Below are 23,333 nucleotides of genomic sequence, written 5' to 3' on the forward strand. Positions count from 1 at the left end.
CAAAAAGGGGTGACCAGTAGCTAAGATTGATCCTACAGAAAGAGGGAGATCGCGCGCGATAAGACGCGCGTCTCCGAACCCGCTACTGCATGAACCATCCATGGCTGACCACCATCGACTGGCCAGTCAGCGCGTTCGATGGGAAGGCTGCCAGGAACAGCGCTGCTTCCGCAACGTCCTGGACGGTCGTGAACTCGCCGTCGACCGTCTCTTTCAGCATCATGGTCTTGATCACGTCCGCCTCGGAGATCCCAAGCTCGCGCGCCTGCTCCGGGATCTGTTTGTCGACCAGCGGCGTGCGCACAAAGCCGGGGCAGATCACGTTGGCGCGCACGCCGTGCGCGGCACCTTCCTTGGCCACGACCTTCGCCAGGCCAACGAGGCCATGTTTGGCGGTGACGTAGGGCGCCTTGAGCGGTGACGCCTCCTTGGAGTGCACGGATCCCATGTAGATGATGCTGCCGCTCTTCTGCCTGTACATCTGCCGCAAGGCGGCACGGGTGGTCAGGAAGGCTCCGTCCAAATGGATGGAAAGCAACTTCTTCCATTTCTCGAACTCGAACTCGACAAGCGGCGCCACGATCTGGACGCCGGCGTTGCTGACCAGGATGTCGAGGCGCCCGAAGGTTTCGATCGCCTGCGCGATTCCGCTTTCCACCTGCTCCTCGTTGCTGACATCCATGCCAACCCCGAGCGCACGTTTGCCCATCGGATCGATCTCGGACGCGGCCTTTTGCGCCGCGCTGTGATCAAGATCCGCAATGACCACTCTTGCCCCCTCGCGAGCGAATATGAGCGCAATCTCTTTGCCGATGCCGCTCGCGGCTCCGGTGATCATCGCCACCTTGTCGAGAACCCGGCCACCCCCGCTAGCGTGCTTGTAAGATGAAATTTCATTCTGCGAATACATGGGTTCTTCCTTTCCGATAGTGAGGCTCGGCTTCCGCGAGGTAGTCGTGGACGACCTTCCCGAGCGCGAGCGTGAGATCGGCGACGATGTGAACCGCCGAAACGACTTCCAGCACCGGCAGCTCGGCGACTGGGGCCAGGGCGTGGGACCAGAGGTTCAGGGCTGCCGGACCAGTCCACGCACCTCTGAGCTCGACGTCCTCCAAGTGATATTCCACGAGCTCACAGATGCGCGGCGTGCCGTCGACATGCGGAATGATTTTGAGGAGGAAGTTCGGTTCGGCGAGCGAGGCCTTTACGCTCGCGAGGTCCGCGGCTCGGTGCTTGTAGCCCATGGTACCAGTCGCGACGCGGACCGGGCCGTAGTCGAGCGTGCCCACCAGAGTGTCGGTTTCGGTCCGAAGAGTCGGACTTGCGAGCTTCTTGGGAAAGCCCCACAGCTCGCGCCCGCCGGCAATCGGCGGATGGTCGTTGAGAAACATGCAATGGGTGTAGCTGCCCTTGCGTCCGCGGAACGTGACCGGAATGACTTGCCCGCTTTCCGTGTAGTCGCCGAAGCCGGTCGAGTCCGGCATGCGAATGAACTCGAATTTCACGAGAGGCTCGCGCACCTGAAGCGGCTCCGGCACGAGGTCGCGCAGTTTCTGCGGATCGGTGCGATAGGTGATGATCAGATACTCCCGATTTCGGAAGCGATACGGACCGGCCGGATAGGCCGGGCTGGTCAGGGGCATGGCGAAAGCGCTCGCCCGGACAGTGTCTTGCTGCATGTCTGAATTCCTTTGGGCTGGATCAAGCGGTTCGCTTGTGTTCAGAAGGACCAGGGTGGCCCCGCGACGGGGACGTCAGTCTTTTTGCGGTGACTGACCTCTATTCCTGCGCGTCGGCAGCAAGGTCATAGGTGCTAACCCCGTCCTGATTGTCCGGCCGACGGAGCGCCTCTGGATGGCGCAAAGTGCGCAAAGCGTCGAAGTAACCAGCCCGCCAATGCTCTTCCATGGACAGCCGCGAGAATTCGTAGTCCTTCGAGTGGGTTTCATACTGCTTCGAGCCGTAGATCAGATGGACCAGCTTGTAGACCTTGTGGTCTGCAATTGAGCTCAGCATTCTCGCCTCCTCGCTACCCAAAAGGTCCGCGGGCAGTTTTGCCAGAAGGTTCGCGAGCGTGTGTCGGGCGCGCTGGTACTGCTTGAACTGATCGGTATGGGCGCGCGTTCGGCTCGAATACTGGATTTCCTTTTGCCGTGCCGCGACGTCGGCCAGATTTCGGGGAAGCTCGCCGCGCTCGCTCCAGAGGTCGACCTGGAAGGCAATCGTGTCCTGCCGCGTCCCGTGCTCGACGACCCACTGCAACGGCGTGTTGGAAACGAGGCCGCCGTCCCAGTAGAACTCGCCCTCGATCTCGACCGCAGGGAAACCGGGCGGAAGCGAGCCGCTGGCCATCACATGCTCGGGCCGGATCGTATGCGTCTCATTGTCGAAGTAGACGAGATTTCCTGTCCGCACGTTCACGGCGCCGACACTGAAACGCATGCCGCCCGCGTTGATCCGGTCGAAGTCCACAAGCCGCTCCAGAGTACTCTTGAGGCGGTTGGTGTCGTAGAAGCTCGTGCTTTCAATTGAGCCATTCGGGTACAACCAGGGAACGGGCTGTCGCAGGCTGAAGAAGCCTGGGGCCCCGGCGACGAGCGCGCAGGCTGCACTGAATTGATTGAAGAGCGCGCGCGGCAGATTGCCCTTCGGAGCGAGAGCGTCTGCGGCGACAGCCCAGTCGAGAAGAGGATTGGCGGTGATCTCGCGCCAAAAGGTCCGCAGCTTCGCAACCCGTTCGGCCGGCTCGTTTCCAGCGATGATCGCGGAGTTGATGGCTCCAATGGAGACGCCGGCAACCCAATCTGGATGAATGTCGGCTTCCGCAAGGGCTTCGTAGACGCCGGCCTGGTAGGCTCCGAGCGCACCGCCGCCTTGCAACACCAACGCAATGCATTCGAAAGGGAGGCGCCGTTCCGCAGTTCGGAAATCCTTTTGGGGCTGAAAGTTCATCGAATGCTTTCCCTTCTCACCGAGCGACCTCGCGGCCCTTCGCCGTCCGCATGGGGACCGGCTTCAATTTCAATTTGCACTAGTATGTCAAAACGACTATATAGTCAATATGAGAATCGCATAATGGTGCAATGCAAAAAAGGGCATGAACTAAATGGCAAAAGTCGATTTGGCGCGCAGGGCGGAGATCGGGCGTGAGAAGCGGGCGCGAACGCGTGCGCAGATCGTGGAGGCAGGGGCGACGCTCCTTGGGAGGCGTACGAACGAGGCGATCACGGTGGATGCTGTCGTTGAGGCTGCGGGCGTTGCCAAGGGGACCTTCTACTATCACTTCAAGAGCATCGGAGATCTGGCGGCTGCGGTGGGGGCCGGGCTCAGTCAGAGCTTTGATGAGCTGCTGTCGCCTGCCAGGCTCGAGCGGCGGGATCCGATTGAGCGCCTCTCTTTCGCGTTCATGAAATTCCTGGAGAGAGCGAGCGCGGATACGGACTGGGCCCGCCTTGTCATTCAGAGTTCGCAATCACCCATTGAGTCAAGCATGGGGGTCCGCGCAAATCTCAAGGCGGACATCGGGGAAGCGATTACCCAGGGCCGAGTGAGCGTGCGCGACGTTGAGTTGGCAGCCGACATCGCAATTGGAATATGGCTGGAGGTGACGCGCGGAATTATTGCGCGAGGTCCCCGGCCCGAAACGACCAGCCAAGCGCTCGACGCGACGCTTCGAGCTCTCGGCCTCGGCCAGCGCTGAATAGAATAGTGTTGGATAAAGCATCCCGGCCGGACGCAAGTTTTGATGGACAACGCACCTTATGGAAGCCTGAGGTGCGCCCTCGTCGCAACGTCTCGACTGTGGTGTCAGGGCAGCAGCAGCACGCGCCCCGGCTGTCTTTTCCTGACGTGGTCGAAAGCCACGCCTGCTGCGGCGAGCGGCTTGCACAGCCCGATCGGCAGGCTGACATGGTTGTGTCCGACGAACTGGCGCAAATCATCCAGTGCTGCCTTGTGCGGCTTGAAGAGGACCCATGCGTAATTGCTGGCGCCCTTGGGCAGCGCGCGTCGGTGATGCTTCTTTTGCGAAATTGTCTTTAGCATACCGCGCAGCCAGCCAAGCCGGTCGAAATTCCCTAACATTGGGTGCACTGTGGTTGCGTGACCGAGCGCACCGTCGCGGAGACAGCCGAGCAACGCGAGATCATCTTCCCAGGTGGCGAAGTTGAGAGTTGCGTCAAAAGTACGCCCCAGGGAGCCGAACAACTTGTCTGTTTGCTCGACCACTTCGGTGGCACCCGCCTCAAGACACACTTTGCTGTTTGACCTCCGAGCAATCGCCGTAACTCTCGCGCCCCATGCGGAGAGCATCTGCGTTGCTAACGTCCCCAGTCCGCCGGCGGCACCGTGGACCAGCACGTTCTTTCCGGGGGCGTTCTCCCGGGTAAGGCCCGCTCCGCGTACAGCGAGCCACATTGTTGTGAAGCTGTAGGGGATTGCAGCGAGCGGGTGAAGGTCAAGGCCTTCCGGAACGGCCAGCACGTGGACAGCCTTGACCAGCACATGGCTGGCGTGGGTCCCTTCGGTTGAAGCAGGCTTTACTCCGTAAACTCGATCGCCGATCTTGAAAGTCGCCACACGGGAGCCTACCGCCGTAACCGTACCCGCAAAGTCGTTGCCGAGCACTAGCGGAAACGTGCCGGCTCCGATCAGCGATAGGAGCTTCCGGCCATAGCCTTCGGAGCGGCGCACATCGATCGGGTTGACGGAAGCTGCGGTCACGGCGACTTCGATTTCATCTGCCGCCGGCCTTCGCTTCGTAAATTGACGAACTGTAAACCCGCCCGAGCCGCCAGGCCCGAGGCACAAAGCTGCAGTGCCTGATGTCATGCCCTGGACCTCCCTGCCTTGCAGAGGTCGGCGCCGACACACGTCAACACCGCCGATTTGAATGCATACCGTCCGAGGGGCGATCTTCAACGCAGTTGCGAACCCGTGGCACTGGATACGGAGCACGTGCGACCCTGGAGCTTGAGATACGCTTGTCACTAGCCTTTCCTCCTGTCTGGCAAAGGCCCGCCGAAGCTGATATTTGTACAGTACGGTCAAAACGACTAAAAAGTCAATATGAATTATGCAGCGGCGTGAATTCAATAGCTGCTCGGCCGCAAGCAGCGCAGCCCGACGCCAGGCGCGCCATACACCTACGTCACGACAAAAGAATTCCTGCTGGAGTTCGGCCTCGACACGCTGCGGGATTTGCCGGATTTCGAGGCGCTTGAAGATGCCGGGCTGCTGTCGAAGGAGAAGCTGCTGGCTGGTGACATCATGCCGGGATTTGAAGATATCGACGATAGTGGTGCGAGCATCGCGCTCGACGAATAGATGATCCCCATTTAGGACCGGAGAACCCAGGCGACCTCGCCGCTCGTCAGAATGAGAATCAGGTCGGACCTTTATGCGAGAGCGGCCCTGTTCCTCCCGACAGAACCGCCGCACGTCGGGATGCGCAATGGCTTGTCAGATCCGCTTTAGCTCGAGCGCATGGCGATGCCTACGCAGCGGATAAACGCGAGATGTGCGTTCGCGCTCTCCGGTTAGCCGCTTCCTTGTCAAGGCTGATGATGTTCGATGTTTGTTCTATAGCAAGCTGTCGGTTGTGTTGGTCAGTTCAAAAAATTGATTTGTGCGGCACGCCCGCTGCCTAGATGTTACGGACTTCGCATGAACGGCCGATTACGAGGGGTAACCATGGTTCACACTGCACGCCTCCGCCACGATTCTCTGGCCGCCCCCTCCAGCAGAAACGTCCCTGCAAAATGGCTCGCCGCCGCGGCCTTCGCGGCGATCGGCTTGCTCGCGGCCCCGGACGCACAGGCGCAGGAAGCGCCTCCCGCGCCCGTCGTCACGGTAGCCAAGCCGCTGGTGCGCGATATCGTCGAGGACGATGAGTTCGTCGGCCGTTTCGAAGCCGTCGACCAGGTTTCGCTGCGCTCCCGCGTCGGCGGCTATCTCGACCAGGTCCATTTCCAGGACGGTACGCTGGTCAAGCAGGGCGACCTCCTGTTCACCATCGACCAGCGGCCGTTCAAGGCGGCGCTGAACCAGGCGCAGGCGCAGGTCGACTCGGCCAAGACCCTGGTCGAATTCAGCAAGATGCAGTTCGAGCGCGCCGAGACCCTGTCGCGCGAAGGCAACATACCGGTTTCGACACTGGACGACCGCCGCCGCGAATATCTCGCCGCCCAAGCGCAACTGGACGGCGCGGAGGCGGCACTTGAAAACGCAAGTCTCGATCTCGAATTCACCGAGATCAAGGCGCCGTTTTCCGGCCGGGTCGACCGCCGGCTCATCTCGCCGGGCAATCTGGTGCAGGCCGACCAGACCGTGCTGACCACCATCGTCTCGATCGACCCGATCGACTTCTATTTCGACATCGATGAGCGGACCTACTTCGCTTATGCGCGCGACGCCCGCGAGCGCGGCGGCGTCATGCAGGAGGGCGCCGGCGGCGTCGATGTTGTCGTCCGTGTCGCCGACCGTGATGAAGCGACGTTCAAGGGCAAGCTCGACTTCGCCGAGAACCGTCTGGACGAAGCTACCGGCACGATGCGCGCCAGGGCGCGCTTCGACAACAAGGATGGCGTGCTGCAGCCGGGCATGTTCGGCCGCATCAACGTGCCCGGCTCGCTGCCGCATCCGGGCGTGCTTCTGCCTGACGAGGCGATCGGCGCCGACCAGAACCGCCGCATCGTCTTCGTTGTCGACGAGGCAGGCCTGATCTCGGCCAAGCCGGTCCGCACCGGCCCGCGCATCGACGGCTATCGCGTTATCCGCGAGGGCCTCACCGGCGAAGAGACCGTGGTAATCAACGGGCTGGTGCGAGTGCGGCCGGGCGTCACCGTCAAGTCCGAGATGACCACGTTGCCGCCCAAGGTTGAAGCCGAAGGGCAGACGCAATGAACTTCGCCCATTTCTTCGTCAACCGCCCGATCTTCGCGGCGGTGCTGTCGATCGTGCTCGTGCTCGTCGGCGGCATCGCCTATACGCAGCTTTCGGTCGCGCAATATCCCGAAATCGCGCCACCGACCATCGTGGTGCGCGCCTCCTATCCGGGCGCCGACGCCGAGACGGTCGCCGCGACCGTGGCGACGCCGATCGAACAGGAAATCAACGGCGTCGAGCACATGCTCTACATGTCGTCCTATTCCTCCGGGGAAGGCTCGATGTCGCTCACCATCACCTTCCGCCCCGGCACCGATCTCGACGCGGCGCAGGTGCTGGTCCAGAACCGTGTCTCGATCGCCGAAGCGCGCCTGCCGGAAGAGGTGCGCCGGCTCGGCATCACCACGGCGAAAAGTTCGCCCGACCTGATGATGGTCATCCATATGCTGTCGCCCGACGACACATATGATCAGCTCTACGTCTCGAATTATGCGCGTTCGCGCGTGCGCGACGTCCTGCTGAGACTGGACGGCGTCGGCGACGTGCAGATCTTCGGCGAGCGCGAATATTCGCTGCGCGTCTGGCTCGACCCGGAAAAGCTGTCCGCCTACGGCATGACCGCAGGCGACGTAGTCCAGGCGCTGCGCGACCAGAACGTCCAGGTGTCGGGCGGCTCGATCGGCGCGCCGCCGATTGGCGACGGCTCGGCCTTCCAGTATACGGTCACCACGCAAGGGCGCTTCGAAGACGCGCGCGACTTCCGCTACGTCATAGTCAAGTCGACCGAGGACGGCCGCTTGATCTCCCTGCAGGACGTGGCGCGCATAGAGCTCGGCGCCAGGGACTACGTCACCAATTCCTATCTCAACAACAAGGCGGCGGTGGCGCTCGGCATCTTCCAGCGGCCGGGCACCAATGCCTTGGCCTCGGCGGAAGAAATCCAGGAGACCATCGCGGAGCTTTCGGAGGATTTCCCGGAGGGGCTGGCCTACGAGATCATCTACAATCCGACCGAGTTCATCGCCGAATCTATCAACGAGGTCTATGTCACCATCGCCGAGGCGATCCTGCTGGTGGTGATCGTCATCATCGTGTTCCTGCAGTCGTGGCGCATGGCGATCGTGCCGATCGTGGCAATACCGGTCTCGCTGATCGGCACGCTTGCCGTGCTGCTCGCCTTCGGCTTCTCGCTCAACATGCTCACTCTGTTCGGGCTGGTGCTGGCGGTCGGCATCGTTGTCGACGACGCCATCGTGGTTGTGGAAAATATCGAGCGGAACATCCGGCTGGGGCTCGCTCCGCGCGCCGCTGCGCACAAGACCATGGATGAAGTGGGAAACGCGGTCCTCGCGATCTCGCTGGTGCTGATCTCCGTCTTCGTTCCGGCGGCTTTCATTCCCGGGATTTCCGGCCAGTTCTACCTGCAGTTCGCCATCACCATCGCGGTCTCCACCGCGATCTCCGCATTCAACTCGCTGACGCTTTCGCCGGCTCTCGCTGGCGTGCTTTTCAAGCCGCACATCGAGGAACATTCGAACTTCTTCCTGGCAAGGTTCGGCCGCGCTCTGGCGAACGGGTTCAACAACGGGTTCGACAGGATGGCGGACGGCTATGCGTGGCTGGTGCACAGACTGGTCGGCACGACTCTGGCGCTTGCCGCCATGCTGCTCGTCTTCGCAGGCCTGCTCTACGCGACCTATCACATGCTGCAGACGGTGCCGCGCGGCTTCATCCCGAACATGGACCAGGGTTATGCGATCGTCGTCGTGCAATTGCCGGAGGGCTCTTCGCTCGCCCGAACGGACGCAGTCATCCAGAAGGCGTCGGATATCATCCGCGAGACGCCGGGTGTCGCCAACGCCGTCGCCTTCGCAGGATTCAACGGCGCGACATTCACCAACGCCAGCAATTCCGGCGTGATCTTCGCGCCATTCAAGAGCTTCGAGGAACGGCTCGAGAGCGGCGATACTTCCGACAAGATCATCGGCACGCTGTTTGGCAGCCTGCAAAGCATCCAGGAGGCCTTCATCATCGCGCTGCCGCCGCCGCCAGTGCGGGGCATCGGCAACTCCGGCGGCTTCAAGATGATGCTCCAGGAGCGCAACAGCGCCGACATGCGGCCGATTCTGGCGCTGGCCAACGAAATCGCCGGCAAGGCCAACCAGACGCCAGGGTTGACGGGCGTCTTCACCACCTTCTCGGCCTCCAGCCCGCAATTCTTCCTGGCGATCGACCGCGACAAGGCGCGCATGCTGAACGTGCCGATCCCCAACATCTTCGAGACGCTGTCGATCAATCTAGGCACCGCCTATGTCAACGATTTCAATGCCTTCGGTCGCGTCTACCAGGTGCGGGCGCAAGCCGACCAGGCTTTCCGCATCGATCGCGACGACATATTGAAGCTGAAGGTGCGCTCGGCGGCCGGCGACCTGGTGCCGCTCGGCACACTGATCGAGATCCGCGACGTCACCGGTCCCTCGCTCGTGCAACGCTACAACATGTATGTCTCCGTGCCGCTTCAGGGCAATGCAGCGCCGGGTGTCGCTACGGGCACGGCGCTCGACCTGATGGAGGGGATCGCAGCCGAATCGCTGCCGCAGGGCACTTCCTTCGAATGGACTGAACTCGCCTTCCAGGAGCGGCAGACCGGCAACACGGCGACCTTCATCTTCGGCCTGTCGGTTCTGTTCGTCTTTCTGGCGCTCGCCGCGCTATACGAAAGCTGGATTACGCCCTTCGCCATCGTGCTTATCGTCCCGCTCAGCGTGCTGGCCGCCCTCTTGGGCGTCGCCTTCCGCGGTCTCGACAACAACATCCTCGTGCAGATCGGGCTGATCGTGCTCATCGGCCTGGCGGCGAAGAACGCGATCCTGATCGTCGAGTTCGCGCGCCAAGGTGAGGAGCGCGGCCTTGACGCCGTCGAGGCGGCTGTCGAGGCCTGCCGGCTGCGGCTGCGGCCGATCCTGATGACGGCATTCGCCTTCATCCTGGGCGTGGTGCCGCTAGTGATCGCCAGCGGGCCTGGCGCGGAAATGCGCCAATCGCTCGGCACGGCCGTGTTCTCCGGCATGCTGGGCGTGACGTTGTTCGGCCTCTTCCTGACGCCAGTCTTCTACGTTGCTCTGCGCAGGACATTCCGGCGCAGGCGGCCTGAAGCCGGCCCGACCCTGGCTTCCGAGAGCGGCGCAGCCGAGTAGACGCCGAGCCGATGAGGCGCCGGGTTCAGGCTGAAGCCGGACCGGCGGGTTCCTGGATCTCGCGGAGGGATGGATCGGCGATCCATCCCTCGAGCGGATCGAGATGTTCCGGCGCCGTATCGCTCGCTTCGCATCGTCCACGCCCAGGCCGTCTGGATCGCGCAGAAAAGCGCATCGAGCCGATCGCCGCTGGGGTCGTCGGCCAGATCGCGCGGAGCCTCGACTCGTATCGAATGGCTGCGCTCCAGTTCCCCGTCTAAAATCAATGCCAGCATCCGATGGCGCGTCTCCCGCAGGTGAGTGCAAAAATGCTCACCAACAAGGCGGCCCAAATCTCTCTCGCGCCACCCCAGCACGCTGCCCGGCGCTGGTCTAGCCGCGCCCATTGCGGCGGTGTCGAGCTGGCTGCGTCGTGCCGTTCCCGATGCGCAAGGCCTTGCGGGGAAAGAGGTCGATGACATTGCAATCACAGCCGGCACCGCCATCGGTGCCCTTGATGCGGTGGTCCGCCGGCAAGAGCGATGGGCCGGAGCTTGGCGGCAGCGGCTGGCGCTTGCGGCCGGCGCGGTGACGGTGAGGCAAGCGGGCCGCGTCGAGGACGAAGCAGCCTTGCGCGATGCGGTGCTGCTGACGCGGCCGGGTGACGATGTCGGCCCCGCTGGCCGAATGTTTCTAGGCTGGCGCCGGCTGGCGCTGCGTCCTACCGAGGAACTGCTGACCAAGGCGAGTATCGCCAAAGTTCTGGAAGATTTCGGCCATGCCCGCGGCGATGAGATGGTGGGCGATCTGGCCGACGAGCTTCGGCAACTTGCGGCCACCGAAGGCGCGGTCGGGATGCTGACCGGCGCTTTTGTGGCCGTCCAGCGCTGCGACCTGCCACGCTCCGTTGGATGCTGGCTCGCGGATGCACTGCTGGCGCAACGGCTGGGCTGGAACCATGCAACACCGCTTCTGGGCGGCGAGGCGGCTTTGGCTATGAGTGCCGGTATGTCCCGCAGGACGGTGACCGTCATCGCGGCAACATAGCTCCAGTTCGCGATCAAGGGGACAGTACGACGGCGCGATAACACTTTCGCTCTCGTGTTCAGGCCTGCCGCGACAATCTCGAAATTGTCTAACGTCGCCAACATCGTTCCGGGAGATATCCTCTTGACCGTCACGCCGGGCGGCTGCACGCTACGTGTGCCACCCGCCGCACTTGCAGCGCTTACTTTGCTTCAGCTGCTGCCCCGAGCGCCCGTTTTGGAACACAAGGGCGCCGGCCGCACTCGGGTGACCGGATCAACGCAAGGATCTGGTGCCGCCACAAAGCACTCGATCTCGGCGAACAGATAATGGAAAATCGCCGCATGAGGGCGGCAGTACAAGATCAGGCCGCGCTGCTCGCCGCACCTGGACGCCGAGACTTCGGCGGCCTCGGCCCATCAGGCACTGCGCCATCGGCAGGTCCAGGCAAACGTGCAAGGACCGACTTCACCTGCCGAGCATTGAGGCCTATCGCGCGCAGGATGGCGCTGATGGCCGCGTCACGATGGAGCGATGACAGCATGCGCTCGCCGAGCGCGCGCATGAGCTGGAGCATGATCCCAACGACGATCTCCAGGTTCAGCTCCGCGGATGCCCCGGCGTCCGGGAAGCTCTTCGAGAACTGTTGCAGGTCTTCGAAAAGCCGGCTGCGGAGGAGCTCGCCACCCTTCGGGGTTGCCGCCGCCATTCTGGCGACAAGGCTGGCCCATCGAGGGTCATTGAGGGCCTTGTCGATGAATGAGGTGCACCCGAACGCAATCCGAAGGGCAGGATCGTCGAGGGAAAGCCGGTCGGCTTGCAGCATTTCGTCGAAAGACTGGACCAGTTCCTCCGCGACCGCCGCCGTTAGAGCGTCCAAACCATCGAAGTGAACGTAGAACGTTCCCTTGGCGACGCCGGCCTCCCTGACCACGTCGTCGACTGTGACCGATTCCACGGCCTGCTTGGCGAACAACGAGTTGGCCGCGGCAACGAGTTCTGCTCGGGTTCGCGCGCGCTTTTCGCGCCCAATTTCGGCTCGACGAATCGGATTGACCTTCGCCATCGCTGATCAGATCTCCAACAACAGATTGTACACTAGGTCATATTGACCAAAACGTCCAGGCTACGTTGGCTGGCTTTAATCGCGACTATCGTGACTCTGACACAGTCTACACAGATATCTTAGTACGAGATCTGACCATCAACGATCTGCCCGGTCGAGGTGGTAGACTCACGCTTCAACAATTTGCGTGCCTCGCTGCTATCAACTGGGACGGTAACGGTTTTGCGCGTCGCCGACCGGCCGAGACTACCGGCCGCCGCGGCTAAGCGATCCGCGAACCCAGCCTCGCCTCCGGACACAGATTGCCCGCCCAGGCGCTGTGCCAGCAAACGGATAATCTCAGGGCTGCCGGCAAAGGCATTGTGGCCCAGCGAATCTCCCGACGCTATTGCGCTGGTGTCGATAACCGCAACTCCGAGTTCACCAAGAACCGCCTTATATGGCGTGAGATCGGTACCGCCGACACGCGAAATTCCACCAGATAGCCAGCGGGAGACCTCTAGAGCCTTGTCCCGCGTCGACGTGAAAATTGTGAAACGCGGCTTATTTGGCCCCATCTCGACAAATTGACGGCGAAACACGTCGATGTCGATATCCGGAGACGCCAAGACGACATTCCTGACCTTGGCCGGGATCGACTTTTTGCGCATGGCGACACCGCGTAACGCCTCCGCGGCAAGCCACGTCCCCATCGAATGAGCAAGAATGGTGACGTCGTCGACGTCGGGACTCATGGAGGCCTGGAGGATCAAGTCCTCCAACGCCCGGCGCGAGTAGTTGGCGCTCTCCTTATCATAGAGATAGTCGAAGACCCTGGCCCGCGATGGCCAAGCGAAGAGAATAGGCGCTGCGTCAGTTCCCGAGTCGTGGACGATCTGAGCGAAACGAAACACGGCGTCGGCATAGGTATTGTTGTAGCCGTGCACGAAAATGAGCACCTGTCGCTTTGCGTTTCGGTTCTTGCGGAACCAATCGAAGACCTGCCTTTCCGTTGCGACTTTGTCGACCCCGATCATGGCAAACTCCCGATCGGGATCAGGGGGAACGCGTGAAGGCCACTGGATCTGACCGATCTTTCGGTTTCGATCCGGAGGTATGGTGACAGTGACGCTGTCCAACGAGATCGCCGTTCCGCGCTCGCCTGAATAAAGTCGGCCGGGATCCTTTGACGGCTTGCGCGTTGTGGCGACCAGTAGATTGACCTGCGTGGCCTCGCTGGCGGCGACTGTGGAAGGGCGGAACACGTTTTCCGCTCGGGTCGCGCAACCGTTTGCGAACAAGCAAATGGTCAGTAAAATCGCAAGCACCAAGCGAGAGCTTCTTCGGTCCCCCGGCTGACATCGACAGGCTGGCATTGTCGGATCCGTCCTATTCTGTAAGCGCTCCAACGCGGTGCTCATCACCGAGAAACGACCCGACCCGATACACTGGAAGGTGCGGTCGTCGGCGCGCCAGAGCACACTATCGTCAAAACGACTATTTAGTCAATATGAACTTGTGTTCTAAAATGGCTGCAAACCGTGCAAATTTCCCGCAGTACGAGCACTACGGAGGTCCCCAGAAAACCCGGAGAGCGCCAACAGGAGCATTGAGGGGAGCGCGTCGTGAGCTTCGGAGCGTGCAGCTCTTAGTCAAATGTTGCCTTGCGTGCGGTCGATGCCCCTTTGGTGCCGCCGCGACATTCTCGATCAGGCGCTCGAAACCATCCCATTCGCACGTCATCACCGCCTTTTGCCGCACGCATCGACCAAAGAGCTTTCCAGCGTTGAAATAGCTGCGCTATGTGTGGCGGCACGCAACCCGACCGACGAACAGGAGCAAAAATAGACGATACAAACAGGCACAAGATCGCTCCCCCTGCCCTTGGATCGTGGTCAGGCGACAACATTCAATCTGAATACGGCGGGTATAGCGGAGCTCAAGTGGCCCACTTTAGATAGACGTTGGCCATAAGCTATTGATATTGAACGACTTTGGTGGGCCCGGAGGATGTAATAAGATTGTTGATTTCATTGGCTTTTTCGTGCGCCAGAATCAGAAACTTTCCCGTATCGTTCCGTATGCTTCTGCGCTTGGTTAGACGGTCAGCCGGAGACGATACTTTCAGAGCGAAAAAAGAGGGCCTGGGCGCCGCCGAGCGCCCAGGCAGCCCATCATGGCCGGTTCACTTCTTGCCGACATCGGCGGCCGCCTGCTTGATGAGGTTGGCGACAGCTGCGGGATCGGAGACGAAGACAGCGTGGCTGCCGGGCACCTCGACGGTCCTCGCGTGAGCGCGGCTTGCCATCTGGCGCTGTGCCGGCGGCGGGATCATCTTGTCGTCCTTGGCAACGAGATACCACGAGGGCTTTGCCTTCCAGGCCGGAGCGGTGACCTTGCCTTCGAGTGCCGCCACACCCCACGGTACCTGCGAATCCGCCATGAAGGAGGCAAGCGAGGGACGGACATCGGCGGCGAACGAGGCGGCGAACTTTTCCTTGTCGAGCATCAGGAAGCCGTCGACGGGCGGCAGGATCGGCGGCACCGGCGCTCCGGGCGGCGGGTTGGCGATCAGGCTCGAAACCGACTCGCCGGCATCGGGCGCGAAGGCTGCGATATAGACGACGGCGGTCACCTTGGGATCGGTGCCGGCTTCCGACACCACGACGCCGCCATAGGAGTGACCGACCAGGATGACCTTGCCCGGAGCGGCGGCGATGGCACGCCTGGTGACAGCGACATCGTCAGCGAGCGAGGTCGTCGGGTTCTGGACGATGATCACATCATAGCCGTCCTTCTTGAGGATCTGGTAGACCCCGTCCCAGCCGGAGCCATCGACGAAGCCGCCATGCACGAGGACGACTGACTTTGCCGGTTGAGCATCCGCCGACAGAGTTCCGGATGCGTTCACGCCAACGGCCAGTGCCGCGGAAGCGATCATTGCTGCAGTGTTCGACATGTGAGTTCTCCTTTTCAAAGCGTTGGTTGAGCGTTTGTTGCAGGAGGACTATGCGGCAGGGCTGAGGGAAGCGCTTTGAGGCGGCCTTCAGAGCTTCTTGATTTTGCATTGAGATCGCTTTGATTTTGCGTCCACGACGCGGCTACAGTGTCGGCATATCTGCCGCGCGGTCTGGAGCGATTGATTTTGCCATATCATTTTGAGGATTTTGCTCTGGACGGCGATCGGCGCGAACTGCGTCGCGGCAACGACCTGGTCTCGGTCGAGCCGCAGGTATTCGACCTGTTGCAATATCTGATCCGCAATCGCGAGCGGGTGGTGAGCAAGGACGATCTGGTCGATGCTGTCTGGCAGGGGCGCATCATTTCTGACGCCACGCTCGCCAGCCGCATCAATGCCGCCCGCAATGCGCTCGGCGACAGCGGCGAGGAGCAACGCCTCATCCGCACCATCCTGCGCAGGGGCCTTCGCTTTGTCGGCACTGTCCGCGAGGAGGTCCAGATGTCGGAAGCAGGGGCGATCGCCTCGATGGAGCAACCGAAGCCTGGCTCTGGCATTCCCGCCCGTCCATCGATCGCGGTGCTGCCCTTCGTGAATCTGAGCGGCGATCCGGATCAGGACTATTTTGCCGATGGCATGGTCGAGGACATCATTACCGGGCTGTCGCGGATCCGGTGGCTCTTCGTCATCGCGCGAAATTCCTCCTTCACCTACAAGGGGCGCGCGGTCGACGTGAAGCAGGTCGGGCGCGAGCTCGGCGTGCGCTACGTGCTGGAGGGCAGCGTGCGCAAGGTGGGAAGCCGTGTCCGCATCGCCGGCCAGCTTATTGACGCCGAGGACGGCAGCCATCTGTGGGCCGAACGCTACGACCGCGACCTGACCGACGTGTTCGCGCTGCAGGACGAGATCACCGTCAGCGTGGTCGCGGCAATAGAGCCCAATTTGCGCCGGGCCGAGATCGAACGCGTCCGGCGCCGGCGCCCCGACAGTCTCGATGCTTATGATCTTCTGCTTCGTGCGCTGTCTGATGTCTACACCTTCATGCCGCAGGGGGCGTCCAAGGCTCTGCCCCTTCTCGATCAGGCTTTAGCCATCGAGCCGACCTATGCCCTTGCCCACGGCTTTGCCGCCTGGGCGCATCAGACGCTGTTCATACGCGGCGGCATGCAAGCGGAGCACCGCGAGAAGGCGGCCCGCCATGCCCATGCGGCGATCGAGTACGGTTCGGGCGACGCGATGGCTCTCGCTCTGGCCGGGTTCACCATCGGCCTGGTGGAGCATGACCGCAGGCTGGCCGACGAGGCGTTCGCGGCAGCCCTGGCGCTCAGCGCATCCTGCGCCTTCGTCTATGCCTTCGGCTGCGTGCCGGTGGCCTATGGCGGCGACGCGGCGCGGGCGATCGACTGGGGCGAGCAGGCGATGCGGCTGAGCCCCCTCGACACGATGAGCTGCGTGCCGCAAGGCATCATCGGCTTCGGCAATTTCCTGTCCGGCCGACACGAGCAAGCCGTCATAGCAGGCCGGCGGGCGGTGGAACTGAACCCCGGCTTCAGCATCCTGCACGGATGGCTGGCGGCACCGCTAGCCAGGCTCGGGCAGCTCGACGAGGCAAAAGCCTCGGCTGGGCGGCTGCTCTCGCTCGACCCGCACTTCACCATCGGGCGCTGGTCCGCTGCCGTAGGAATTGCGTCGAACATCCTCGATGACGTCACCGACGCCATGCGTATGGCAGGTTTGCCGGCATAAAGGCGCATGCCTAAACCGGTTCCGCAGGGCGCTGCGCGGCGATCGGTGGAGTTGCGCCGCCACGCCATGCAAGCCGCGCGGCAGACGATGTTCGAGCTTGCCTTCAACAAAGAGTGCCGGACGTGCAGGCGGCAGATCGAACGGGATGAACGCATCGATATTCTCTGCCCTGCGGTTACGCTCTCGTATCGGCCCGTTGTTCGCTTCGGCATTTTTCGACGCTCAATTGGGACTAGCTTCTTTCGGATCGTGGCGCCAAGGAACGACTGCGTTCCTTGCCGCCCCCTCTGGGAATGAAGTCGTTACTAACGGTGAGCGTTAGTCAAGAAAGCGTTCTTAGCGCCAGTGCCTGAATAGATTGTCGCCGACGACCCAGGCGGTTTTTTTCGGTCCCTGATGTGGCTCTGCCCTCACCGACCGCCGAAGCTGCCAACCGCGCCGTTGGTCGGTTCGATGATCGAGCGGAGGCATACATGAGGGTCAGGCCTACGCAGTGAGGAAGGACTCGACGCCGGGAGCTCGAAGGGCTTCGTTGCGCCAACTTCGGTCGTTCAGAGCGGCCGCTACAAAGCGATGGATTTGGTGGGCCCGGAGGGACTCGAACCCCCAACCAAGCGGTTATGAGCCGCCGGCTCTAACCATTGAGCTACAGGCCCCACACGCGGCTGGATTAATGTTTTTCCCCGAATCGCACAAGGCTTTCCGAACTGGCTGGCCGAGATCGTCCAAATCAGCCCATATTCAGACATTAGAGCGATGTGCGTCCACTTAGACGCGCGAAGCTCTAACGCTTTGAATCTACGCATCGTGCTTCCCGAAATCGATTCCGATTCTTGGGCCGATGCGGTAGTCGACAGCGCTACTGGATCGCAGACCGAGGAGATTTTTATGACCAGACATCTTTTGCCCTTGGCGCTCGCCGCCGCAATCGCGTTTCCGACGATGGCCGGCGCGACCGATTCGCCGCCCCCGCCCCGTATCGTCGTCACCGGCGAAGGCGAAGCGACCGCGGCCCCCGATCTGGCGCTGCTGACGCTCAGCGTCATGCGCGAGGCCAAGACCGCGCGTGCCGCGCTCGATGCCAACAACGACGCCATGGCTTCCGTGATCGCTGCTATGAAGTCGGCTGGCATCAAGGAGCGCGACCTGCAGACAGCCGGCATCCAGATCAGCCCGCGCTACAACTACACCAACAAGCCGGACGGCAGCCAGGAAGCCGAACTCATCGCCTACCAGGTGACCAACACGCTTTCGGTGCGCATCCGCGACATCGACAAAACCGGCGAGATTCTCGACAAGGCGGTATCGCTCGGCGTCAACCAGGGCGGCGGCATCTCGTTTTCCAACGAGGATCCGGCTGCAACTCTCACCGAAGCCCGCAAGAAGGCGGTCGCCGACGCCATGGCCAAGGCAAAGACGCTGGCTGAAGCCGCCGGCGTCAGCATCGGGCGGGTGCTGGAAATCACCGACCAGAATGTCGCGCCGCCGCCGATACCGATGAACGCCAAGGCCTTCGACGCGGCCCGCGAATCGGTCCCGCTGCAGGCCGGCGAGAATTCCTACACGGTGCAGGTCACTGTCACTTTCGAGTTGAAGTGACCGCCGCCTGAGACATCGATCTACCGCATGAAAAAGCCCCGGAGGACTGGTCCTTCGGGGCTTTTTCCGAACCACACCCTTCCTCCCGGAAAGGGCTCTACTACTCCAGGCCGCTGCCGGTCGGCAACGTGCCGTTTGCCGGCAGATGAGTGTTTACCGGTAGATGACCGGGCAGCCGCGCTCATTGGCGAACACGATCATCACGCGGTCGCCGTACTGGCGGCCCGCGACTTTAACCGTGCGGCGGCTGACGTCGACAATACGGGCGCGGCGCAGACCCATGCGCTCTGCCTTATTGAGGGCACGGTTTGGCGAGCAGGACCGGCGCCAGTCGCGTTCGCGGCGGCGTTCGCGGTAAAAACCATCCTCGTCGCCGGTATAGACGCCGACGCGTGGTTCGTCGTTGTTGCCGAAGCCGAGATAGATGCTGTCTGCCTGGGCTGTGGCGGGGATAGCGGCAAGCGTGCCGAGGCCGATCAGCGCCGAAAGGGCAACCGTCTTGATCGTGTTGAACATTGTCTTCTCTCCTTGTTCAGGCTTCCGCCCGTCTTGATCGAACTGGTGTGTCTTGATCGACCAATGTGTCCTGGTCGAGCCGATGGGGAGGAGAATGCGCCTGCGTATCTGAACTTTTTACGAACCAACCGTTCATTTTGGGTTCATGTTGCAACAACAGGTAATTTCGCATTTCTCCGCTTTTCGGTTCTGGACGATGTGGCCGGTTCTGGACAATCCCGAATAGAAAACGCCCTGTCGCGCAGGCGGTTCCGATCCTGGCCTTGAGCCTCGCCCTAAGGCTCGTCGTCCAACATGTGTTCGAAATAGTCGTCCGGCTCGGCAAGATCGGTCTCGCTGGCGCTGACCCGGCCGCGCATCGAGATGCCGGCCTCATGCACCGTCTCGGCACTGCCCGACACCAGCCTGTGCCACCAGTAGAGATCGTGGCCCTCGGCGACCAGTCGATAGGCGCAGGTCTTGGGCAGCCAACTGATGGTGCGCACATTCTGCGGCGTCAGCCCGACGCAGTCCGGGACGCGCGCCAGCCGGTTGGCATAGTCCGAGCAGCGGCACGTTTCGGCGTCGAACAGCCGGCAGCCGACGCTCGTCCAGTAGATCTCGCCGGTGTCTTCGTCCTCGAGTTTCGACAGGCAGCATTTGCCGCAGCCGTCGCAAAGCGATTCCCACTCGGCCGGGGTCATCGCTTCGAGCGTCTTGGTTTTCCAGAACGGCGTTTCCATTGACGGGATGTGGCCCCCGCCGGCGTCAAGGTCAAGCACCGCGGCGACGCAAACCCGGCCAGCACCATAGGCCGGCACCATAGGAATGACACGAAGTCGCCTTCAAAACGCCGGCCAATCGCCCTTCGTGGCCGTTAATGCCTGCTAACCGGAACCAATCCGGTTGATGAACAGTTTGGGCCGGGATGGGACGCCAAAAGGAGGATTTCTAATGAAACGCCAACCACGGATTCTGGCAGGCACAGCACTTGGCCTGCTGATGGCGTCCGCGCCGTTGGGCGCATTCCCGCTGCAGGGCAGCGCCGCGTTCGAACCGCTGCAACGTACCGCAACGCCCTTGATCCTGGCGCAATCGAATTGCCCCGAAGGCGAGTCGGCGGAAGGCTGCCCACAGCAGGCAGAACCTGAGCAGAAGCCGCGCAAGAAGCGCGAGCGGCAGGCTGAATCGGCTCCCACGGAGCAGGCCGCGCCTTCCGGGGACGAGCAGGGCAATCAACGCAGGAAGAAGCGCGAGCAGCAACAGCAGACCGAATCAGCCCCTGCCGAACAGGCGGCCCCGGCCGAAGAGCAAAAACCGCGCAGGAAGAAGCGCGAACAACAGCAGATCGAAGAAGCGCCAGCCGAGCAGGCGGCCCCGGCCGAAGAGCAAAAACCGCGCAGGAAGAAGCGCGACCAACAGCAGATCGGAGCAGCGCCGGCCGAACAGGCCGCCCCGGCCGAAGAGCAAAAACCGCGCAGGAAGAAGCGCGACCAGCAACAGCAGATCGAAGCCGCACCCGCCGAAGAACCCGCCGAACAGGCGGCGCCGGGCGAGAAGGCCGCACCTGCAAATGACAACGAGCAGGTCAAGCCGCGCAAGAAGCGGAAGCAGGATCAGCAGATCGAAGCCGCACCATCCGAACAGCCGGCCAGGAAGGAAACGCCCGCCGGCGAGCAGGCCGAGCCGCTTCCGACCGACCAGCAAACGGCTCCCGCCGAGGGCGAAGAGCCCCGGGATCAGGCTAAGGACCGTCGCAAGAAGCCTATCGGCGAACAGCCGGCGACGGGCGAGCAGCCGACAACCGGCGAGCAGCCCGCCGAGGACCAACAGGCCGCGCCCGCCGAAGGGGAAGGTCCGGCCCAGGGCGAGGCTCCCGTGTTCGACAGCCAGAAGGATGCCAGGCGCAAGCGCAGGGGCGGCAGGGACAACGCGCAAGAGCCGAGCGGCCAGGACGCGGGTGGTCAGCCCACCCAGCAGAACGGCGAGCAGGCGGAAGCCCCGAAGCCGGCTCCGGTCGACCAGGGACCGCCGCCCACCGACGACAGGACGGCCCAGCAGGCGATCAAGCTTGAGAGGATGGTTCCGGTGACGGAGGAAAAGGGCAAACGCGTTGAGCGTGTGCCCGACGTCGAGGACATTCGCCGCCGTCCCCGTCCGCAAGGGGTCGACGTCGTCAGGGAACTCGGCGACCGCGTTATCCTCCAGTTCAACAACCAGACGATCGTGGAAAGCGACGATACCCCGCGCATGCGCCGTGGCGCGAGGAACGTCTACTATGAGGAGCTGTCGGGCGATCGCACCCGGGAAATCGTCGAGCGTGACAACGGAATCCAGATCGTCACCATCCGCAACCACTACGGCGACGTCATCCGGCGTTCGCGCATCGCGCCCGACGGGCGCGAATATGTGCTGAGCTATGTCGACGAGCGGTATTATGAGGACGATGGCGACTGGCGTGATCCGGGTGACGACCTGCCGCCGATTCGGATCGACATTTCGCGCGAGGAGTACATTCTGGATTCCGAAGAGGTCGAGGATCCGGACGACTACTATACTTTCCTCGAACAGCCGCCGGTGGAGAGGGTTCAGCGCCTCTACTCGATCGACGAGGTCAAGCGCTCTGCCCGCGTCCGCGACATCGCCCGCCGCATCGACCTCGACACGCTGAACTTCGAATTCGGTTCAGCCTCGATCCCCGACACCGAGGTGCAGAAACTGGAAGGCGTCGCCAGCGCCATGGAGAAGCTGCTGGAGAAGAACCCGGCGGAAACCTTCCTGATCGAAGGCCATACCGATGCCGTCGGCAGGCCGGAGGCGAACCTCGCTCTGTCCGACCGTCGCGCGGAGGCGGTCGCCGAAGCCCTGACCAATGCCTTCAGCATCCCGCCGGAGAACCTGACGACACAGGGCTATGGCGAGGAGTACCTCAAGGTCGACACGTCGGAGCCTGAGCGCGAGAACCGTCGCGTCGCCATCCGCCGCATCACCTCGCTGGTGGCGCCGGTCGCCAGTGCGAATTAGGCCATGGTCCCGAACCGAAGGTCAGCGACGCAAAGGCGGAAACCGGTTTTCGTAAAGACCATGGCCAGCTTAAAAGCAACGATTCCAGAAACCTGAACTGGTTTCTGGAATCTATACGGGAAGACGTAGCCCACCCCGGTTTCACCGGGATGGGCAATTTCCGGCAATGAGCCGAGGTTGAAGGAGAATGTACGTCGCGATTAACCAGGCATTGAATCGCGAGGTCGTCCACCCCAGATTCTGGCTAGGGCTTCCCTGCCCTGTCCCGACTCCAGCGGGACACATGAGCCCCGCCGGTACCCCCCTCGCCGGCGGGGTTTTTGTTTCCCGCTTCGGTGTTGAACTGAAGCCTATGCGAGGCTCAAAGCCAGCAAGGCTGAGGAGTGAGAACGGCGTCTGGTGCCCGTCAGTTGATACTTTTGATGTTGGTTTCCGAATTCGCAAACACCTCGTCGGGAACGAAGAAGTCACCGGCGAGCGGACCTGTCGCATCAGGCGCATAGATCGAAAAATCGCTGACGCCCTCGGCGCGCAGCACCTCCTCGTCGATGTAGAAATTGCCGGTCGCTTCGCGCGACGGCCTGAGCAGGATCGCATGCGCGGCATCGGCCATGATATCGGGCGAACGGCTCATCGCCGCCACTGTCGCCCCACCCAGAAGATTGCGCACCGCTGCCGTATCGATTGTCGAGATCGGCCACAGCGAATTGACGGCGATGCCGTCCCTGGCGAACTCCGCGCTCATGCCCAGCGTGCACATCGACATGCCGAATTTGGCCATCGTATAGGCGACATGGTTCTTGAACCATTTGGCCTTCATGTCGAGCGGCGGCGCCAGATTCAAGATGTGAGGATTGTCAGCCAACTTCAGGTGCGGAATGCACATTTTGGAAACCAGGAACGTGCCGCGGGTGTTGATCTGGTGCATCAGATCGTAGCGCTTCATATCGGTTTCCAGCGTGCCGGTGAGTTGGATGGCGCTGGCATTGTTGATGCAGATGTCGATGCCGCCGAATTTTTCGACGGTCCTGGCGACCGCCTCGGCCACCTGCCCCTCCTCGCGTATGTCGCACAACATCGGCAACGCCTTGCCGCCGGCCTGCTCGATCTCTTGCGCCGCAGTGTATATCGTGCCCGGCAGCTTTGGATGCGGCTCGGCGGTCTTGGCCGCGATCGTCATATTGGCGCCGTCGCGCGCGGCGCGCAGCGCGATCGCCAGCCCGATGCCGCGCGACCCGCCGGAGATGAACAGCGTCTTTCCCTTGAGCGACATGTCTTGCGCCTCCCTTGCAACATTACAGGCGTGATCCTTGCGCGGCGGTTGCGTGCCGCGCAAGGCCCAACACGCCGGATGTTGATTACGCTGCGTAGGCTCGGA

At 62.2% G+C, this 23,333-nt stretch carries 18 protein-coding genes, 1 tRNA gene and 1 pseudogene; 9 read left to right on the forward strand and 11 right to left on the reverse strand.

Annotated features, from left to right (window positions below; all coding sequences use genetic code 11):
* Window positions 1-82: 82 nt before the first annotated feature.
* The 3 genes from BQ8482_RS14965 to BQ8482_RS14975 form a co-directional block, all read right to left on the reverse strand.
* Window positions 83-838, reverse strand: coding sequence for a 3-hydroxybutyrate dehydrogenase (locus tag BQ8482_RS14965; RefSeq protein ID WP_123148338.1), 756 nt, complete (start codon window positions 836-838; stop codon window positions 83-85).
* Window positions 839-893: 55 nt separating this feature from the next.
* The gene (locus BQ8482_RS14970; protein ID WP_123148339.1) at window positions 894-1,679 is read right to left on the reverse strand and encodes an acetoacetate decarboxylase; all 786 of its coding nucleotides are present in this window, start codon (window positions 1,677-1,679) and stop codon (window positions 894-896) included.
* A 100-nt stretch (window positions 1,680-1,779) separates the two neighbouring features.
* Window positions 1,780-2,952 carry a patatin-like phospholipase family protein gene (locus BQ8482_RS14975; RefSeq protein ID WP_123148340.1) on the reverse strand — a complete coding sequence of 391 codons (1,173 nt, stop codon included), beginning with the start codon at window positions 2,950-2,952 and terminating at the stop codon, window positions 1,780-1,782.
* A 154-nt stretch (window positions 2,953-3,106) separates the two neighbouring features.
* On the opposite strand from BQ8482_RS14975, the gene BQ8482_RS14980 reads away from it, so the two are divergent.
* On the forward strand, window positions 3,107-3,700 hold the full coding sequence (locus BQ8482_RS14980; RefSeq protein ID WP_123148341.1) for a TetR/AcrR family transcriptional regulator: 594 nt from the start codon (window positions 3,107-3,109) through the stop codon (window positions 3,698-3,700).
* Between the two features lie 107 nt (window positions 3,701-3,807).
* Here the strand turns inward: BQ8482_RS14980 and BQ8482_RS14985 are convergent, their stop codons facing one another.
* Window positions 3,808-4,830, reverse strand: a complete 1,023-nt coding sequence (locus BQ8482_RS14985) for an alcohol dehydrogenase catalytic domain-containing protein (protein ID WP_133254774.1) — start codon at window positions 4,828-4,830, stop codon at window positions 3,808-3,810.
* 282 nt (window positions 4,831-5,112) lie between these two features.
* Here BQ8482_RS14985 and BQ8482_RS14990 point away from each other — a divergent pair.
* From BQ8482_RS14990 to BQ8482_RS40570, 5 genes and pseudogenes are all read left to right on the forward strand, one after another.
* A pseudogene (locus BQ8482_RS14990) lies at window positions 5,113-5,325 on the forward strand (SMC-Scp complex subunit ScpB); the annotation flags it as partial.
* A gap of 366 nt (window positions 5,326-5,691) precedes the next feature.
* Window positions 5,692-6,903 (forward strand): efflux RND transporter periplasmic adaptor subunit, encoded by a 1,212-nt coding sequence (locus BQ8482_RS14995; RefSeq protein ID WP_244602815.1) that lies wholly within the window; start codon window positions 5,692-5,694, stop codon window positions 6,901-6,903.
* The gene (locus BQ8482_RS15000) at window positions 6,900-10,082 is read left to right on the forward strand and encodes an efflux RND transporter permease subunit (protein ID WP_123148343.1); all 3,183 of its coding nucleotides are present in this window, start codon (window positions 6,900-6,902) and stop codon (window positions 10,080-10,082) included. The genes BQ8482_RS14995 and BQ8482_RS15000 overlap by 4 nt, the downstream gene beginning before the upstream one ends.
* A 393-nt stretch (window positions 10,083-10,475) precedes the next feature.
* Window positions 10,476-11,108: a DUF1403 family protein gene (locus tag BQ8482_RS15005; protein WP_425294103.1), complete on the forward strand. Its 633-nt coding sequence runs from the start codon at window positions 10,476-10,478 to the stop codon at window positions 11,106-11,108.
* A gap of 12 nt (window positions 11,109-11,120) precedes the next feature.
* Window positions 11,121-11,417 (forward strand): fumarylacetoacetate hydrolase family protein, encoded by a 297-nt coding sequence (locus tag BQ8482_RS40570; protein ID WP_123148344.1) that lies wholly within the window; start codon window positions 11,121-11,123, stop codon window positions 11,415-11,417.
* A gap of 34 nt (window positions 11,418-11,451) precedes the next feature.
* On the opposite strand, the gene BQ8482_RS15015 is transcribed toward BQ8482_RS40570, so the two are convergent.
* The 3 genes from BQ8482_RS15015 to BQ8482_RS15025 form a co-directional block, all read right to left on the reverse strand.
* Window positions 11,452-12,153: a TetR/AcrR family transcriptional regulator gene (locus BQ8482_RS15015; RefSeq protein WP_123148345.1), complete on the reverse strand. Its 702-nt coding sequence runs from the start codon at window positions 12,151-12,153 to the stop codon at window positions 11,452-11,454.
* Between the two features lie 119 nt (window positions 12,154-12,272).
* Window positions 12,273-13,460, reverse strand: coding sequence for an alpha/beta hydrolase (locus BQ8482_RS15020; protein WP_342210960.1), 1,188 nt, complete (start codon window positions 13,458-13,460; stop codon window positions 12,273-12,275).
* Window positions 13,461-14,317: 857 nt separating this feature from the next.
* A complete protein-coding gene (locus tag BQ8482_RS15025; RefSeq protein WP_244602816.1) occupies window positions 14,318-15,091 on the reverse strand; it encodes an alpha/beta fold hydrolase in 774 nt (257 codons plus the stop codon).
* 186 nt (window positions 15,092-15,277) lie between these two features.
* Between BQ8482_RS15025 and BQ8482_RS15030 the strand changes: the two genes are divergently transcribed.
* Entirely contained in the window at window positions 15,278-16,837 is a 1,560-nt protein-coding gene (locus BQ8482_RS15030; RefSeq protein WP_123148532.1) for a winged helix-turn-helix domain-containing tetratricopeptide repeat protein, read from the forward strand.
* 580 nt (window positions 16,838-17,417) lie between these two features.
* On the opposite strand, the gene BQ8482_RS15040 is transcribed toward BQ8482_RS15030, so the two are convergent.
* Window positions 17,418-17,493 (reverse strand) — tRNA-Ile (locus tag BQ8482_RS15040).
* 232 nt (window positions 17,494-17,725) lie between these two features.
* Here BQ8482_RS15040 and BQ8482_RS15045 point away from each other — a divergent pair.
* The gene (locus BQ8482_RS15045; RefSeq protein WP_123148533.1) at window positions 17,726-18,436 is read left to right on the forward strand and encodes an SIMPL domain-containing protein; all 711 of its coding nucleotides are present in this window, start codon (window positions 17,726-17,728) and stop codon (window positions 18,434-18,436) included.
* A 153-nt stretch (window positions 18,437-18,589) separates the two neighbouring features.
* Here the strand turns inward: BQ8482_RS15045 and BQ8482_RS15050 are convergent, their stop codons facing one another.
* Entirely contained in the window at window positions 18,590-18,952 is a 363-nt protein-coding gene (locus BQ8482_RS15050) for a hypothetical protein (protein WP_123148346.1), read from the reverse strand.
* Window positions 18,953-19,227: 275 nt separating this feature from the next.
* Window positions 19,228-19,674 (reverse strand): YcgN family cysteine cluster protein, encoded by a 447-nt coding sequence (locus BQ8482_RS15055; protein WP_095491649.1) that lies wholly within the window; start codon window positions 19,672-19,674, stop codon window positions 19,228-19,230.
* Window positions 19,675-19,885: 211 nt separating this feature from the next.
* On the opposite strand from BQ8482_RS15055, the gene BQ8482_RS15060 reads away from it, so the two are divergent.
* Complete coding sequence (locus tag BQ8482_RS15060) at window positions 19,886-21,955, forward strand: OmpA family protein (RefSeq protein WP_123148347.1); 2,070 nt, start codon at window positions 19,886-19,888, stop codon at window positions 21,953-21,955.
* 406 nt (window positions 21,956-22,361) lie between these two features.
* Here BQ8482_RS15060 and BQ8482_RS15065 read toward each other — a convergent pair whose 3' ends face one another.
* Window positions 22,362-23,228: an SDR family oxidoreductase gene (locus BQ8482_RS15065; protein WP_123148348.1), complete on the reverse strand. Its 867-nt coding sequence runs from the start codon at window positions 23,226-23,228 to the stop codon at window positions 22,362-22,364.
* Window positions 23,229-23,333 lie beyond the last annotated feature (105 nt).

It is taken from the genome of Mesorhizobium delmotii (assembly GCF_900149755.1).
Taxonomy (GTDB): Bacteria; Pseudomonadota; Alphaproteobacteria; order Rhizobiales; family Rhizobiaceae; genus Mesorhizobium; species Mesorhizobium delmotii.

What these genes read in the sequence shown, in the direction of transcription:
- BQ8482_RS14965 (WP_123148338.1), bottom strand. Translation starts at nt 838, where the DNA reads ATGATCACCGGAGCCGCGAGCGGCATCGGCAAAGAGATTGCGCTCATA.
- BQ8482_RS14970 (WP_123148339.1), bottom strand. Translation starts at nt 1,679, where the DNA reads ATGCAGCAAGACACTGTCCGGGCGAGCGCTTTCGCCATGCCCCTGACC.
- BQ8482_RS14975 (WP_123148340.1), bottom strand. Translation starts at nt 2,952, where the DNA reads ATGAACTTTCAGCCCCAAAAGGATTTCCGAACTGCGGAACGGCGCCTC.
- BQ8482_RS14980 (WP_123148341.1), top strand. Translation starts at nt 3,107, where the DNA reads ATGGCAAAAGTCGATTTGGCGCGCAGGGCGGAGATCGGGCGTGAGAAG.
- BQ8482_RS14985 (WP_133254774.1), bottom strand. Translation starts at nt 4,830, where the DNA reads ATGACATCAGGCACTGCAGCTTTGTGCCTCGGGCCTGGCGGCTCGGGC.
- BQ8482_RS14995 (WP_244602815.1), top strand. Translation starts at nt 5,692, where the DNA reads ATGGTTCACACTGCACGCCTCCGCCACGATTCTCTGGCCGCCCCCTCC.
- BQ8482_RS15000 (WP_123148343.1), top strand. Translation starts at nt 6,900, where the DNA reads ATGAACTTCGCCCATTTCTTCGTCAACCGCCCGATCTTCGCGGCGGTG.
- BQ8482_RS15015 (WP_123148345.1), bottom strand. Translation starts at nt 12,153, where the DNA reads ATGGCGAAGGTCAATCCGATTCGTCGAGCCGAAATTGGGCGCGAAAAG.
- BQ8482_RS15025 (WP_244602816.1), bottom strand. Translation starts at nt 15,091, where the DNA reads ATGTCGAACACTGCAGCAATGATCGCTTCCGCGGCACTGGCCGTTGGC.
- BQ8482_RS15045 (WP_123148533.1), top strand. Translation starts at nt 17,726, where the DNA reads ATGACCAGACATCTTTTGCCCTTGGCGCTCGCCGCCGCAATCGCGTTT.
- BQ8482_RS15050 (WP_123148346.1), bottom strand. Translation starts at nt 18,952, where the DNA reads ATGTTCAACACGATCAAGACGGTTGCCCTTTCGGCGCTGATCGGCCTC.
- BQ8482_RS15055 (WP_095491649.1), bottom strand. Translation starts at nt 19,674, where the DNA reads ATGGAAACGCCGTTCTGGAAAACCAAGACGCTCGAAGCGATGACCCCG.
- BQ8482_RS15060 (WP_123148347.1), top strand. Translation starts at nt 19,886, where the DNA reads ATGAAACGCCAACCACGGATTCTGGCAGGCACAGCACTTGGCCTGCTG.
- BQ8482_RS15065 (WP_123148348.1), bottom strand. Translation starts at nt 23,228, where the DNA reads ATGTCGCTCAAGGGAAAGACGCTGTTCATCTCCGGCGGGTCGCGCGGC.